Annotated in this window: 15 protein-coding genes; all 15 read right to left on the minus strand. The window is 63.9% G+C overall.

Annotation, left to right across the window (positions count from 1 at the left end; all coding sequences use genetic code 11):
• Positions 1-7 precede the first annotated feature (7 nt).
• Positions 8-364 (minus strand): TusE/DsrC/DsvC family sulfur relay protein, encoded by a 357-nt coding sequence (locus tag AB1609_00595; protein ID MEW6044974.1) that lies wholly within the window; start codon positions 362-364, stop codon positions 8-10.
• Positions 361-1,515 carry a sulfate reduction electron transfer complex DsrMKJOP subunit DsrP gene (gene dsrP / locus AB1609_00600; GenBank protein ID MEW6044975.1) on the minus strand — a complete coding sequence of 385 codons (1,155 nt, stop codon included), beginning with the start codon at positions 1,513-1,515 and terminating at the stop codon, positions 361-363. The genes AB1609_00595 and dsrP overlap by 4 nt, the downstream gene beginning before the upstream one ends.
• Before the next feature lie 18 nt (positions 1,516-1,533).
• The gene (dsrO, locus tag AB1609_00605; protein ID MEW6044976.1) at positions 1,534-2,304 is read right to left on the minus strand and encodes a sulfate reduction electron transfer complex DsrMKJOP subunit DsrO; all 771 of its coding nucleotides are present in this window, start codon (positions 2,302-2,304) and stop codon (positions 1,534-1,536) included.
• Positions 2,304-2,780: a sulfate reduction electron transfer complex DsrMKJOP subunit DsrJ gene (gene dsrJ, locus AB1609_00610; GenBank protein ID MEW6044977.1), complete on the minus strand. Its 477-nt coding sequence runs from the start codon at positions 2,778-2,780 to the stop codon at positions 2,304-2,306. Before dsrJ ends, dsrO begins: the two co-directional genes overlap by 1 nt.
• Positions 2,773-4,386 carry a sulfate reduction electron transfer complex DsrMKJOP subunit DsrK gene (gene dsrK, locus AB1609_00615; GenBank protein MEW6044978.1) on the minus strand — a complete coding sequence of 538 codons (1,614 nt, stop codon included), beginning with the start codon at positions 4,384-4,386 and terminating at the stop codon, positions 2,773-2,775. The genes dsrJ and dsrK overlap by 8 nt, the downstream gene beginning before the upstream one ends.
• 2 nt (positions 4,387-4,388) lie before the next feature.
• Entirely contained in the window at positions 4,389-5,318 is a 930-nt protein-coding gene (gene dsrM / locus AB1609_00620; protein ID MEW6044979.1) for a sulfate reduction electron transfer complex DsrMKJOP subunit DsrM, read from the minus strand.
• Positions 5,319-5,321: 3 nt separating this feature from the next.
• Positions 5,322-5,912, minus strand: a complete 591-nt coding sequence (locus tag AB1609_00625) for an RsbRD N-terminal domain-containing protein (protein MEW6044980.1) — start codon at positions 5,910-5,912, stop codon at positions 5,322-5,324.
• 47 nt (positions 5,913-5,959) lie between these two features.
• Positions 5,960-7,579, minus strand: a complete 1,620-nt coding sequence (locus AB1609_00630) for a (Fe-S)-binding protein (GenBank protein ID MEW6044981.1) — start codon at positions 7,577-7,579, stop codon at positions 5,960-5,962.
• The gene (locus AB1609_00635; protein ID MEW6044982.1) at positions 7,576-8,463 is read right to left on the minus strand and encodes a respiratory nitrate reductase subunit gamma; all 888 of its coding nucleotides are present in this window, start codon (positions 8,461-8,463) and stop codon (positions 7,576-7,578) included. The genes AB1609_00630 and AB1609_00635 overlap by 4 nt, the downstream gene beginning before the upstream one ends.
• 104 nt (positions 8,464-8,567) lie before the next feature.
• The gene (locus AB1609_00640; protein MEW6044983.1) at positions 8,568-8,885 is read right to left on the minus strand and encodes a TusE/DsrC/DsvC family sulfur relay protein; all 318 of its coding nucleotides are present in this window, start codon (positions 8,883-8,885) and stop codon (positions 8,568-8,570) included.
• 64 nt (positions 8,886-8,949) lie between these two features.
• Positions 8,950-9,138 (minus strand): 4Fe-4S dicluster domain-containing protein, encoded by a 189-nt coding sequence (locus AB1609_00645; protein MEW6044984.1) that lies wholly within the window; start codon positions 9,136-9,138, stop codon positions 8,950-8,952.
• A gap of 194 nt (positions 9,139-9,332) precedes the next feature.
• Positions 9,333-10,391 (minus strand): dissimilatory-type sulfite reductase subunit beta, encoded by a 1,059-nt coding sequence (gene dsrB, locus AB1609_00650; protein ID MEW6044985.1) that lies wholly within the window; start codon positions 10,389-10,391, stop codon positions 9,333-9,335.
• Between the two features lie 14 nt (positions 10,392-10,405).
• Positions 10,406-11,632: a dissimilatory-type sulfite reductase subunit alpha gene (gene dsrA, locus AB1609_00655; GenBank protein MEW6044986.1), complete on the minus strand. Its 1,227-nt coding sequence runs from the start codon at positions 11,630-11,632 to the stop codon at positions 10,406-10,408.
• A 197-nt stretch (positions 11,633-11,829) separates the two neighbouring features.
• Positions 11,830-13,158: a putative sulfate exporter family transporter gene (locus AB1609_00660; GenBank protein ID MEW6044987.1), complete on the minus strand. Its 1,329-nt coding sequence runs from the start codon at positions 13,156-13,158 to the stop codon at positions 11,830-11,832.
• A gap of 751 nt (positions 13,159-13,909) precedes the next feature.
• The coding region (locus tag AB1609_00665) for a carbohydrate ABC transporter permease (protein ID MEW6044988.1) at positions 13,910-14,763 on the minus strand (854 nt) is incomplete at its 5' end.

A 14,763-nucleotide genomic window follows, 5' to 3' on the forward strand; every position in this document is an offset into this window, starting at 1 on the left:
GGAGCGGTCAGCATTCCGGAGGCATCGGCAGCCCGGTCAGGGCGCAGATTCTCCGGATAGGGTTGCCGGGGAACAGCCGGTAGACAGCCTTCTTCTCGTAGCCACTCTCGCGGATGAGGGTACGGAGGTTGCACATGGTTCCATGCCGCCGGTAATACCCCAGCGCGAATTCGATCAGCTCCCAGTGCTGGTCGGTAAGATCTAGATCCATTCCGGCTTCTGTCGCCTTTTTCTGCACCTTCTCTCGCTGGCCGGCCGTCAGTGCCATGGCTCGATCCTTCACCTCCAGGGAGCCCCCTGCACCGCTATTTGGCATCGACTTCGTGTCTTCCTTCACAATCTCCGGCCAGCTCTGGCGGTTCACTGCGCCGCTTCCTTGACGGCAACGGCGATCTTGCACAGCACCGTCAACAGCAGCAGGCCCAACGCCCAGACGCCCAGGGTGATCAGGAACTCCAGGGCGGTGGGTGCATACTCCGTGATCCGTTCAAAAGCATTGGGGGTGAACCCCGCGATGATCAGACCCAGGCCCTTCTCGATCCACAGCGAGATAAAGACCGCCGCACTCGCGAGGACCAGCGTGCTCTCCTTCTCCCGGGTCCCGGGATTGAGAAGCAGGCCAAGGCCAACCAGGGCCAGGACGACGGCGGTCCACATCCAGGGAACCATCCCCCGATGCCCCTCGAGACCGGCAAAGAGGTACTGCAGGGGGTGCATGTGCCCCGGCACGCGGCTGTAGAAGGCGGTGAAGAACTCGAGCCCCACGAAGAAGACGGTGACGATCATGGCGTAGGTCACGATCACCGACAGCTTCCGAATCGCCTCCTGGCCCACATCCACGCGGGAAAACCGCCGGATGAGCAGGCACAGAAGGATCAGCAAGGACGGACCGGAAGCGAAGGCAGAGGCCAGGAACCGGGCCGCCATCAGGGAGGTCAGCCAGTAGTGCCGGCCTGGAAGACCGGCGTAGAGGAAGGCCGTCACCGTGTGGATGCTGATGGCCCAGGGAATGGAGACGTAGGCCAGTTTCTTCACCCACGCCGGCGGCGGCACCGCCTTGTTCTCCGCCTCCAGCAGGTTCCACCCGGTGATCAGGCTGAGGAACAGGTAGCCCGTCAGGACAACCATGTCCCAGAACATGATGGATTGGGGCGCCGGGTGGACCAGGATGTTGAAGAGCCTCATGGGCTTGCCCAGGTCCACCACGATGAACAGGATGCACATCATCACCGCGGCCACGGCCAGCAGCTCGCCAAAGACGACCATCCGCCCGAAGGCCTTGACGTTATGGAAGTAGTACGGCAGAACCACCGTAACGGCAGAAGCGGCCACCCCCACCAGGAAGGTGAACTGACCGATGTACAGGCCCCAGGAGATGTCCCGGCTCAGGCCCGTGACGGTGAGGCCCTGGCGCAGCTGCACCAGGTAGGCGGCGAAGCCCGCACCGCTGAGCGCGATGAGCAGCAGCACCCACGACCAGTACCTCTTGCTTCCCTCGAAAGCCTTTTCCAGCATGGCCGCCCCTCCCGCAGGCTACAGCAAGTAGTAAACCTTCGGTTCGGTACCCAGTTCGGCTTTGCGGCGCAGCGCATGGGCAGTCCGCAGGATGCGCCGGATTTCGGAGCCGGGGTCCTCCAGATCGCCGAAGATCAGCGCACCGTGCGGACACGCCGCCACACAGGCCGGGGGCGCTCCGGCGGCCAGTCGCTCCGCGCAGAAGTTGCACTTCTCCACCACACCCTTTTCCCGGGTGGGATAGGCGGGATTGATCTCCTTCAGAGACGGCCGGGGGTCCCGGAAGTTGAAGCTCCGGGCTCCATAGGGGCAGGCCGCCATGCAGTACCGGCACCCGATGCACCGGTGATAGTCCATCATGACGATGCCGTCTTCCCTCTTGAAGGTGGCCCGGGTGGGACAGACCCGCACACAGGGTGCGTTGACGCAATGGTTGCAAAGCACGGGGAAGGACTTATGCTCCAGCTCCTGGTCGATGGTGTCGTGGCCCAGGCTGGGAAATACGCTAGGGAAGAGCTCCGCCCAGATCCACTTGACCGCCTCATTGGAGTCTCCCATCTGCGGGACGTTGTGGGTCAGGTGACACGCCCGCATGCACTGCCGGCACCCCTCGGTGGCCCGGCACTTCTTCATGTCCACGGCCATGGCCCACTTCCTGGCCGGCAACGTTGCCCCGGTACCAGCCGCGCTCCCCTTACCGGTTGCCAGGGCCCGGGCCACCGGGAAAAGGGCAAGCCCCGCCGCGGTGGCCCCAGCCATCCGCAGAAAGCGCCTGCGGGTCGCGTCCATCACTGACCCCCCTCCCCGGACCCGATGTGACAGTTCCAGCAGTCCGGCTTTACATCCGCGTAACGGTGGCAGGTGGCGCAAAACTTGGGCTCGTCGAAGTGGCTTTGACCCGCCTGGACCACTGTCACCTGGTCCGCGGCCGCCTGGATCCCGCCCCCGGCCGGGTTGGCACCGGCATGGCAGCGGAGACAGGTGTTCTGCAGGCTGATCTCGTACCGCTTACCGTCGCCCGCCACGTAGTACCGTCTTCCTTCCCGGATGGCCTGGTCCCGCCACTGCTTGAGGAGCTGCATGTGGGAGGTCCGCATGTACGCCGCCGGCTCCACGCACGCCCGCTCCGGCAACGCCTGAATCACCGGCCTCCCCAGGTTCAGGGCCGTCCGGCCTACCACCTTCCCGGCGTTGTACCACAGCGGGATGGTCGCCAGTCCGACAAAAACCACCAGCCCTGGAATGATCTTGCCCGCGTCATACATCACCGGTTCCCCTCCCCTTCAGGGGACGCCCGCGCAGGTCGGTGGTGCGCTCCTTCTCGCCCCTCATGACCAGGGCGTTCCCCAGCAGCTCGTGGACCCCGGCCACGTCCACCTCGGGAACCCAGTAATCCATCAGGGTGGGCAGGGCCGCCCGATCCACCGCACAGATGCAGGCCAGGGTGTTCACCCCGTACTTCTCATGGACGTGCCGGACAGCATTGGCCCGGGGTAGCCCGCCCCTGAGGCGCATCTCCATGTTTTCGTCGGCGTTGAGGCCGCCGCCCGACCCGCAGCAGAAGGTATGCTCCCGGACGGTGTTCGCCGGCATCTCATAGAAATGGTTGCAAACGCTGCGGATGATGTACCGCGGCTCTTCGAACAGGCCCATGGACCGGGCCGGATTGCAGGAGTCGTGGAAGGTGACCCGAAGGTGGTCGTTGCGGCTCGGGTCCAGCTTGAGCTTGTTGTGCCGGATGAGGTCGGCGGTGAACTCGCAGATGTGAACCATCTTCGTGGTCCGCGCGTTTTCAAACTTGGTCCCGGTGATGGGGGAGACCGGCTCCTCCAGGAAATCGGCCGGGCCGTTGAGGGTGTCCATGTACTGGTTGATCACGCGCCACATGTGGCCGCATTCACCGCCCAGGATCCACCTCACCCCAAGCCGCTCCGCTTCGGCGTAAATCTTGGCGTTCAGCCGCTTCATCAGCTCGTGGGAGTGATGAAGGCCGAAGTTCCCACCGTCGGAGGCGTAGGTGCTCCAGGTGTAGTCCAGGCCCAGTTCGTGGAAGAGCACCAGGTAGCCCATCAGGGTGTAGGTCCCGGGGTCCGCAAAGACGTCACCGGAGGGGGTGACGAACAGAAGCTCGGCCCCTTTGCGGTTGAAGGTGGGCTCCACCTTGATGCCCGTGAGGCTGTGGATCTCGTCCGCGGTAAACTCGATCATCTCCCGGAAGGCATGGGGCTGAATGCCCACATGGTTCCCCGTCCGGTAGCTGTTCGCCACCGAGGCTGCCACCCAGTCGATGCCGATGCCCAACAGGCTCAGGAGTTCCCGGGCGAGGAGGGTGATCTCCGCGGTGTCGATTCCGAAGGGGCAGTAGACCGCGCAGCGCCGGCACTGGGTGCACTGGTAGAAGTAGTAAAACCACTCCTTGATCACCTCCGGGGTGAGATCCCGGGCACCTGCCCGCCGGCCCAGGATCTTCCCTGCGGTGGTAAAATCCTTCCGGTAGACCGAACGGAGCAGTTCTGCCCGCAGCACCGGCATGTTCTTGGGGTCACCGGTGCCGAGGAAGAAATGGCACTTGTCGGCACAGGCGCCGCAGCGGACGCAGGCGTCCATGAAGATCTGCAGGGAGCGGTACCGGGCCAGCCGCTCCCGCAGCCCTTCGATGATGATCTCCCTCCAGTTCTCCGGGAGCTTCCAGTCAGCGTCCTCCGGCGACCACTCATGGGGATTCGGAAGCCCCAGGGCCTGGAGGTTCTTGGGCTTCGCGGGATAGAGCCAGAAGCCCCGCCGGAGCTCCACTGGGGTATCCATCCACCCGGTTAGAGGAGGGTTGTAGTCGATTCTGGCCAGTTCGTCCGGCTTCTTCTGGAAAGACATGATCACGCCCCCTCCTCTTCCACCGGTATCCCGGCCAGACGCATCTTCTCCCGGAACTCTTCCTCGTACTGCGCGTACGTGTGGACCTTGACCGGGTAATTCCAGGGGTTCACGTGCCGGCGGGCCCGGCTGTTGTTGGCCAGGTTCCGGGTGGGGCTGAGGAAGATGCCCGCCATGTGCACCAGCTTGCTGAAGGGGAAGCAGGCGAGCAGAAGGCTCACCAACAACAGGTGGATGTAGAAGATCGCGCCAATCCCATCGGGCACCCGGGGACGGAAGGTGACCAGCCCCAGGGCCAGCTCCTTGACCGAGGGCACATCGACCCGCAGAAAGTACCGCATCAGGATGCCACTAAGGGCCACGGCCAGGATCAGTAGGGGCAGGATGTAATCCCCGGGCAGAGAGATGTACCGCACCCGTGGGATCAGGGCCCGCCGGATCAAAAGGTAGGTCACGGCCGCAACCACGGTCACATCGGTCATGTACAGGACCGGCTGGCCAAGGCGGAAGAACGCGTCAAGCCCCTCCAGGCCACTGACGAAGGCTGGCACAGGCTCGGTGAAGAGCCGGAGGTGCCGGATCAGGATGATCAGCACGGACCAGTGAAAGACGAGCGACCCCACCCAGAGCCACTTTTCCCAGTGGTAGGCCAGCTTCGGGCCGGGCCGCAGTTCGGCCCTGGTGTTGCGGATGAGGGAGCGGAAGAACAGCACCTCCAGGGCGATGCGGGCCAGCACGCCCCACGGCCCCGAGGGGTTCTCAACCTTGCTGGCCTTGATCCAGGGTAGGGACTTCTGCTGCCCGCAGGTCACGGGAATGCGGAAGGGCACCGGAGCGCTCGCCCACTTCACAACACGGTAGACCACGCCGGCCAGGAACACCGCCAGGGCCGCGTAGGGGATGACAACGCCGAAGAGGAATGCCCAAGACATGCATCAACCCCCCGTTTCATCCGGGTCGTGAGGTCCGGTGTGGTTACCGGCCCGGGCATCGCTCGGCCCCGCCTCCGGCCCGGCCACCAGGAGATGCGCCTTCTGCAACAGCCGGAAGGTACGGTTCTTGACCTCACCCACCCGGACCTCATAGATCCGCTCCCGGCACTGCATGTAGACATCGAAGGCGCTCAAGGCCAACTCATCGACCCGGGCGTCAAAGGCCCACAACTGATCCGGGGTGACTTGGCCTTCCTGTAAGGCGCCGGCCAGTTCCGCCCGCACCACGGTCTTCAGCAGGAAGAGAAAGCCGATGGACTGCGACGGGGGAACACCCTGCACCGCCCGGATCCGCATGGCCTCATCCAGGAAGGGATGGACCTCCCCGTACCCCGCCTTGCAGACCAATCCCTCGAAGAGGCCGGCGAGGTCCCGGCGGAGAGCCTTCCCCACCGGATTGGCAAAGGGATCCGGCTCCGATCTCAGGAACCTTACCGCTTCCGGGGGGTAGGCCTGTAGGGTAAGGTCCAGCCACGCCTCCACAATGGCACCCTTCCGCTCGGACAGGAGATCCTCCAGGTTCAATCCCGGCACGGCCTTCCTCCGTCGAAATCAGGGAGATTTCAGGTCAGAGAGATGTTTCAGTGGAAATCCTCGAAGTCAATGAAGGGTTTGTCCAGGTCGGCCATGGCGTTGACCATCAGTTCCACCAGACCGCCGTAGTTAACGCGGTGCTTCTCCCACAGTCCGTAGTGCGAGATGGCATCCCGGAGCGTCCCCTTGCAGTTCGAGCACGGAGCGCAGACGTACTTGAAGGGATACCGCTCCGGATCCAGCTCCTGGGCAAAGGCCTCCAGAACCTGGCGCACCTTCATCCGGGCGCCGACCTTGTGCCGCCAGGTCGGGAAGTTGTACGAGTTGCAGATGGCAAAGCCGGAACCCCCGCCGCAGCAATAGTTGTGAACACCGCTGGGGGTCAACTCCCGGAACTGGGGAGAGATTGCCTTCAGGATCTCCCGCTGCGGTTGCACAATCCCCATGGCTCGGCTCAGGTTACAGGGGTCGTGCAGGGTCACGGGGAAGTTGTTGCGGCTGGGGTCAAACCGGATGGCCTGCTTGCGTACAATCTCCGCCAGCAGCGGCAGGCAGCTTTCCCGGGGGATTTCAGAACTGGACAGATCCCCGGTCAGCACCCGGTCGGCGATGACCACCATGGCCTTGGTGGCATGGCCACACTCGCCGATGACGATCTTCTTGACCCCCAACTCCTTGGCGATCCGGGCCTGGCGGACCGCGATGCGGGCGAACTCGACGTCGTCGTTCCACAGGCCGTAGTTGACCGCGTCGTACCCCAGGGGCTCGCTGGACAGGGTCCAGCTGATCCCCGCGGCATCAAGCAGGATGGCAAACGCCGCCGGGTTCTCCGGCCAGGAGAGGAACTCGCCGGCGTTGTGGAGCAGGAGGATGTCGGCACCCTTCTTGTCCACCGGGATCTTGATGGGGCGGCCGATGCGCTCGCCGATCTCCTCTTCCAGGAACTCGATGGTATCCCTGAAACCGGACGGCCGCATGCCGGTGGACGAGCCGACCCGAAGCTGCTGCACCGCGCCCTTTTCGATGATCTCGGCGGGGGCAATCCCCAACTCCTGACTCAGCAGCTTGCGGAGCTCCCGGGTGATGAGGCCGTTATCCACTCCCATGGGGCAGTATTGGGTGCACCGGCGGCACAGGGTACACCGGTGGGCCGACTCAGCCAGGCGCGCGATGGTCTGCCAGTTGAGTTCCACATCTGCGCCGACCAAGGAGCGCAGGAGCCGGCCGCTGGGGGTAAAGTACCGCTGCCAGATCCGCCGCAGGACCTCCGCCCGGTAGCTGGGGCGGTAGATCTCCTGCCGGCCGCTGGCAAGGTAGACATGACAGGCCTCCGAGCAGGTCTGGCACTTCATGCAGTATTCAAGGGAAAGCCGCAGGGGCTGGCAGAAGGTCCAGTTTTCCTGCGGATCGAACAGTTTTTTGAGACCGCTCAGGAACCGGCTGACCAGGTCATCTTCCTCTTCCGGAGTCCGGGGTTTGGTAAGGCCAACGGTTGTAAAGCCGTCCAGACTCCGGTCGTACTTCTCCGCCCAGGATGGAGGGGGCGGCTGGATAGGGTCTTCCTCTTCGAGATGGGGAATAGACATCAGGTCCTCGACGCGGAGGGAAACCAGCGGTTGATCCCCTTTTCTGGCCATGTCCCTGGGAGTAACCCTGCGTGGGGTCATGCCTTGCCCTCCCTCGCATCGGTGATGGTGACCTCCTGGGCCCAGCTCTGGCCCGGGGCGATGTGCCGCCCCGACCAGGTCAGCCGGTACCGCAGTTGGGACGTTACCCGCCGTTCGATCTCCGACCCGCGGGCATTCAGGAGGTCGTCCCAGAGGACCTTGTCGATGGTGAAGTACTTGGCCGCGTAATGGAAGAGCCGTGAGAAAGGCATGTAGATGAGGAAAAGGGCGAAGAGAACCAGATGCGCGCTGGCCCAGGCAGATCCCGCCACGGGGAGGTCGCCAGGGGAGAGGGCACCGTTGGCCAGACGGCGCACGGCCTCGAAATAGGCCGGGCCCGTGAACCATCCGGCTAAACCCGTAGCAAAGATTCCGAACAAGAAGAGGAGGTGCAAGTAGTCCACCGGTGCGGTGTAAGCCGCCAGCTCGGGGCAGGCAGCCCGCCTGAGCATGAGTCCCAGGGTCCCAACGGCGCCGAGTACCCAGGAGGCCGCCCCGATGGCATTGGTGAAAGCGGCAAGCCCATTGCGGCCCCCCAGGCTCTCCACCGCCAGGAGGATCAACCAGAAGAACAAGAGGTAGACGCCCCAGTGCATGGCCATTGAGAACGGCCAAAGGCCGAAGCGGTTATGCTCCCGTACCCGCTTGAGCAGAAAGACCTCCGCGGCCATCTCCCGCAGCCCATTCAGCTTCACGTGCTGCCGGGGTTTTCTGACGTAGTCGACCTCTTCCATGTAGGACCCGCCGTAATGGTGCTTCGGATCCAGAGGCATAGGGTAGAGCTCCCACCGCAGGTGCATCGGCATGGAGGCAAACTGGATTACCCGGCAGACCACCATCACGGCGAAAAAGCCAAGGGCGAACCACAAAAGTGCGCCGGCCATTGCCGCGACCCAACCTCCTTTCCCCGGTCACGCCGAAAACCCGGTCGAAATCATCCCCCGAGAGCAGGGGCCCGGGGCGCTCCTGCTCTCGGGCTTCCACCTTATTAGACGCAGCCGGTGGGCTTGGGCAGGCCCGCCACCTTGCAGGCCCCCTTGGCCGGGCCGCTGGGGAACAGCTCGTAAATGGTCTTCAGGTCGTAGCCTGTATCCTTGCAAAGCTTGCGAATCATCGGGGCCACGCCGTAGTTCAGGTAGTACTCCCGCAGGTAGCGGACGATCTTCCAGTGGTCCTCCGTCAGCTCCGCGACGCCCTCGGTGTTCGCGAGGGCCCTGGCAACCTCTTCGTTCCACATCTCGGGGTTTTGCATGAACCCGTCCTCGTCCACCTCGATCCCCAGCGCCTTGAGATCGACCTCAGACATTGCATCTACCTCCCCGGTAAGATGGCGTCATTGCCACACGGCATAGCGGCCGCCCCCGTGCGGCCTAATACTCCTGGACCTCAATAGCCTCCGAGGGGCAAACGGTCACGCAGCTCATGCAGCCCATGCACTCCGAGGCCTCGCCAATCACCGCCGCCTTTTCACCGTTCATGCCCAGCAACCCGGCCGGGCACATGTCGTTGCACTCCTTGCAGCCCTCGCACTTCTCCGCGTTGATGCTGACCATGTACACAGGGAGCCACCTCCTTTCCAGCGCTCGGCCGTCCGTATGGGTAGCGGCCGGGGGTGGCCGCGGCCACCCCCGGCCCACCAGGGAAGCTCCTGGAGTACGTCCGCGACGTCCCGGGGTTTAGCGCTATCGACCTTTTCCAGGCGGGCGATCACCCGCTCCCTGAACCCCCTGCCGCCGGCGTCATCTACGGCTCATCACCACTTGAAGTTGACCGTGGTCCGGAAGGTCGGCATCGCGTAGTTGAAATCGTCGATGTGCTTTTCGGTGAACGGGATCCCTGTCAGTTTGAAGAATCGCTCCCAGCCGATGCGGTTGATCCACTCTCCCATGCGCTCGCCCTTCCGGGCGTGCTTGGCCCAGACCTGCACCAGGTTGCGGACGGCCTCGGCCACCTCGGGCCACCGGGGCGGGTTATTGGGCAGGTACGGGATGGCGAGGCGCGAGAACATGGGGCCGCTGCGGGCGTTGGAGACCTTGCCGCCGACGAAGATGGCCACGCCGTCGGTCTTGGGGTCGATGATCTGCATGGCCGCCGACATGGTGTAGCAGTTGCCGCAGTACATGCAGCGCTCCTCGTTGACCTCGACGCTCTTCAGCTTCGGGACGGGCTTGATGGCGCCCGTCGGGCAGCTGGCCACCACCGTGGGGATCTCGGACACCTTGGGAAAGAGATCGTGGTCGATCTTTGGCGGCTTGCGATGCACCCCGACGATAGCGATGTCCGAGCAGTGCACAGCGCCGCACATGTTGATGCAGCACGCCAGGGCAATGCGCAGCTTGGCCGGGAGGTCCATGTGGGTGAAGTGCTCGTACAGGTCGTCCATCACGACCTTGACGATGCCGGAGGCGTCGGTGGCCGGGGTATGGCAGTGTACCCAGCCCTGGGTGTGGACGATGTTGCTGATGGAGTTGCCGGTCCCGCCCACCGGCAGCCCCCGCTGCTCCAGCTCCGCCAGCAGAGACTCCACGTTGTCCTCTTCGGAGACGAGGAATTCCACGTTGTGCCGGGAGGTGAACCGGAGGTAGCCGCCGCTGTACTTGTCGGCCAGGTCACAGATCTCCCGGAGAAAGTCAATGCTCAGAAGCCGGGGCGACCCGACGCGAATGGAGTATAGAACGTCGCCGCTTTCGGAGACGTGCTTCAGGACGCCGGGCCGGGGGATCTCGTGGTACTTCCACCGGCCGTAGTTCTTCTTAATGACAGGCGGCAGCATCTCCGAATACTTGGGCGGTCCGATGTCCGTCCGGGGCATCTCGCTTCACCTCGCTAGCTCGTGACTTCTTCCGGCAGGGCTTGCTTGGGTAGGTCGACCTCTTCCGGATCCCAGAAGTAGAACGGGTTCGCCCGCGGGTGATGGACCATCTGCGGCACCGGCTTGAGGCCAACGGCCTTGAGAAAGTTGCGCATTCCCTTGCGGATGATCAGTTCGCCGAGCCGCTCCCGGGTCTTGGCGTTTTCGTCCCACCACTCCCAGATCTTGAGGAGCAGCTCCTTGATCTCCGTGTAGGGCGGCTCCACCTTGATGAACGGGACGATGACCCAGGACATCAGCGGGGAGTGGACGATGGGCGCCTTGCCGCCGACAAGGATCGCAGCGCCCCGCTCCCGGCCGGGCCGTAAGGCCTTGGGCATCTGGTTGATGCAGTGCATGCACCGGACGCACTCGTCGGCATTCACGCTGAGCTGCCGCTTCTGCTCATCCCACGTGATGGCCTTGGTGGGACAGCCCTCGCAGACGGCCCGGATGTCCATGCCGGCGCCGGCGTACTCCTGCACGGCCTCCTGGTCGATCTGGATGGTATCCCGCCAGGTGCCGATGACGGAAAAGTCCGCCCGGCCCACCGCGGCCACACAATCGTTGCCGCATCCGGAAATCTTGATCTTGAACTTGTAGGGCCACATGGGCCGGTGGAGCTGGTCCTGGAAGGCCATGGTGAGTTCATGGCACAGGTCCAGGGTGTCAAAGCAGGCGAACTCGCACCGGGCCGGCCCGCAACAGGCGCTGGGCGTCCGCAGCGCGGAACCCGACCCGCCCAGGTCGAAGCCGGCATCGGACAGTTCGTCAAAACACGGCTGCAAATTGGCCGTGGGAGCCCCCAGCAGAATGATGTCGCCGGTGGCCCCGTGGAAGTTGGTGAGACCGCTGCCGTACTTCTCCCAAACGTCACAGAGCTTCCGGAGCGCCTCCGTGGTGTAGAACCAGCCGCTGGGCTGGTTGATCCGGAAGGTGTGGAACTCCGCCACGTTGGGGAACTCTTCCGGGCTGTCGGAATAGCGGCCGATGACACCGCCGCCGTAGCCCTTCACGCCGACAATGCCGCCGTGCTTCCAGTGCCCCCGCTTGTTCTCGTAGGAGCGCTCGAGCTGTCTCAAGAGGTCCGCGGCGCTCCCCTTCTTCGCGGCCGCCTTCTTCATCTCGGTGACGAAGCTCGGCCACGGCCCTTTCTCCAGCTCATCAAGCAATGGGGTCCGGGGCTTCTCCGCATCTGCCATCCTCTGTGGCACCTCCTTGCTTGCATACCGGTTTGGTTTACCTGGCTAAGGGTGGCAGGCGACCACGAGGGGCGACCGCCCGCTACCCCCTGCTCCCTCTCGCTCTGACCCGTCCGCCCGGGCCGTCGGGCGGCAGGGGCCACGCCCGTCACCCGGGCCTTACCGCAGCCGGAGTCTCAGGCTGGCCGGGGTTCCGGCTACTGCAGCGGGCTGGCGATGATCCCTCCGAAGAAGAGGTTCGCGAGGATGAAACCGGTGATGACGTTGACGACCACCACCGCGGTGAAGGCGATGATGGGTTTGGTGCCCATGGCCCGGACGTCCCTGATCTTGGTGTTCAGACCGATACACAGGAAGGTCAGGGTGAAGAGCCAGGTGCGGATGATGTTCAGGTTCTTGACGATGTTGTCGGTGACGGCCTTGCCGTGCAGTACCTCAAGGTAGGTGACGAAGGCCGAGGCCGCCAGGAAGGCGAGGACGAACTTGGGGAAGCGCTCCCAAATCACGATGGGGCTCGGCCGGGGGGCGCCCTCTGCCCGCTCCCACTTGGTCACGGCCAGGGTCGCGAAGATGAAGCAGAGGATGCCGATCATCACGTCCCGGTTCAGCTTGACCAGGGTGAAGGTGTTGATGGCCTTCTCGGAAACCATTGCCGCCGCCGCCAGACCGGCCGCGTCCGCCAGCTCCGAGCCGCCGATCCAGGCGCCGGCCACGTAATCATCCAGGCCCATGACCCGGGAGAGGAAGGGTAGCAGGAAGATCAGCACCAGCGCGTACAGGACCACCAGGGAGATGACATAGCCGACGTACTTCTCCTCGGCCTTTACGCTGTTGCCCACGGCGATCGCGGCGGAGACGCCACAGACCGAGCCGCCCGCACCGAGGGTCGCGGCGAACCGGTTGTCGTAGCCAAGCCGCTTGGCGATGATAAAGGCCGTGGTGAAGCCCAGCGCCACGATGATCAGGGCCTCCAGGAAGCCCCACACGCCGCCACGGATGATGATGGTGAAGGGGAGGTTGGCGCCCAGCAGGACGATACCGGTCTTGATGAAAAACTCCGTCTTGCCGGCTGCCGCCTTAAACCAGTCGGGGAATCTCCAGATGTTGCCGATCATCAGACCGATAATCAGCGCCCAGAACGGGTACTCCAGCCCGTACTTTTGCAGGGTGCCCTGGCTGCCCAGGATCAGGATGAGCAGGGAGCCAAGGAAGAGCACCGTGAAGGAAGCGATGTAGTGGGAAACCTTACCGCCCATCACCACGATCGCGATGGACGTAATCACCCCCAGCAGGACGAGCATGAAGACATAGGCGCCGACGTTCGCTGCAAAGTGGGCCACCAGGTCGTTCTCCGGCCACTTTGGCGGGATGGCCTTCTTCAGGATGTTCAGGGGCGAATTGAAGAGGAATGCCAGCGTGGTCACCAGCACCAGGGTCAGACCCAGGTACACCGACCACCAGTCTTCACTGGTGAGCAGCGCGTTCCGCCTCTTCTCAGGCACAGCCGCTTTCCCACCGCTTGCCACTCAAAACCCTTCCCTTCCTCGAGGACGATTGAGATCGAACGCTCGACGGGGATAAGAAACATAGGGCAAACCCACAAAGCCAAGACTTCGGTGTAAATAGAATAGTGCTTGTTCTCATATTCACGACCTCCCCCGTACAGCACCTCCGTTCGTACCTTCTGCTCCCCCCTGGGATCAGCGAGCCAGGCGCTCTGTGGCCGGAATTGCGCTGCTTTTAGGCGCCTCCGGTTGCCCTTACCCTCCGCTTTCTCGCAACCGGGTGCCGGCAAACGCCGCTAGGGGTGAGATGTCGCTCGCTGCCTGACGGAATCGTTCCCCGCGTCGTACGCACCCGATCTCTTGGTTACCGTGTTTCGCTATCCCTTGCAAGTCTCCTGCAGACGATTTTGTTCTTTCTCTCCTCGGGCATGCAGGACCTTCGCCCTGTCTTTCCGCCTCCCTGATTCTTCTCTTCTTTAAGGCCACAGGCGCCAGGAGACGCCTTTTGGCGAACATCGCCATCCGGGTTGGGACCGCCGTCACACTGGCGCCGCTGCCTCGGTACAAGCCTCATCAGGCGCTTCGACGCTCCTAGCCTGCAGGATGCGCCCACCAGCTGCAGAAGCAGGGCCACCACATCCTCGGCCGGCAGATTGGCTCGGTGGCGCAGGGCGTCTCGGTAGACAGCCGCCGCGGCGCCCAAGCGGTGCACCGCCGCTGGATCCTCGAAGGTGTCCCAACCGCTCCGGTCCACAGGGAACCGAGCAGCCTCCTAGCCCTTCACCGCGCCCTGGGTCAGGCCCTCGATGAAATGGCGCTGCAGCGCCACGAAGAGCACCAGGATGGGAATGTCCGCCACCGTGGTGACGGCCATGATCTGGCCCCACTGCGTGGCATACTCGTTCTGGAAGGTAGCCAGCCCGAGCGGCAGCGTGTACTGCGAGGGGCTGTTGAGCACGAGCAGCGGCAGCAGGAACTCCCCCCAGCTATGCACCAGCGTGATGATGCCCAGCGTGGCCAGCGCCGGCTGCGCCAGCGGCATCGCGATGCGCCAGTAGAGCTGGAGCTCGGATGCCCCGTCTACCCGGGCGGCCTCCTCGAGCTCGACGGGTATCGCCCGGAAAAAGCCCCGCAGCAGGAACACCCCCAGCACCGAAGCAAGGCCGGGGGCGATCACGCCGGCGAGCGAGTTCACCAGGCCCAGGGTCTTGAGGACGAGAAACAGCGGCACCAGCGTCAGGTGGAACGGGATCATCAGCGTGGCGATAAGCACGTAAAAGACGACGTCCCGCCCCGGAAACTCGATGCGGGCGAACGCATACGCCGCCATGGACGAGGTGAACAGGTTGGCGAGGATGATCGTGCCCGACACGATGGCGCTGTTGAGCAGCCACCGCAGCACCGGTGCCTGCGAGAAAGCATTGAGGTAGTTTTCGAGCGTGGGCTCCTGCGGCAGCACCGTCGGGGGATAGGCGAAGATCTCGCTCATCGGCTTGAACGAGCTGCTCAGCATCCACAAGAAGGGCGCCGCCATCCCCACCCCGATGGTGAGCACCATCGCATATAGCACCAACCCCCTGGCCGCCTTGCGGCCCCCTGTGCCGCTCACCGGTCGTCCCGCTTTCC

The organism is Bacillota bacterium (assembly GCA_040754675.1).
Lineage (GTDB): Bacteria > Bacillota > Limnochordia > Limnochordales > Geochordaceae > Geochorda.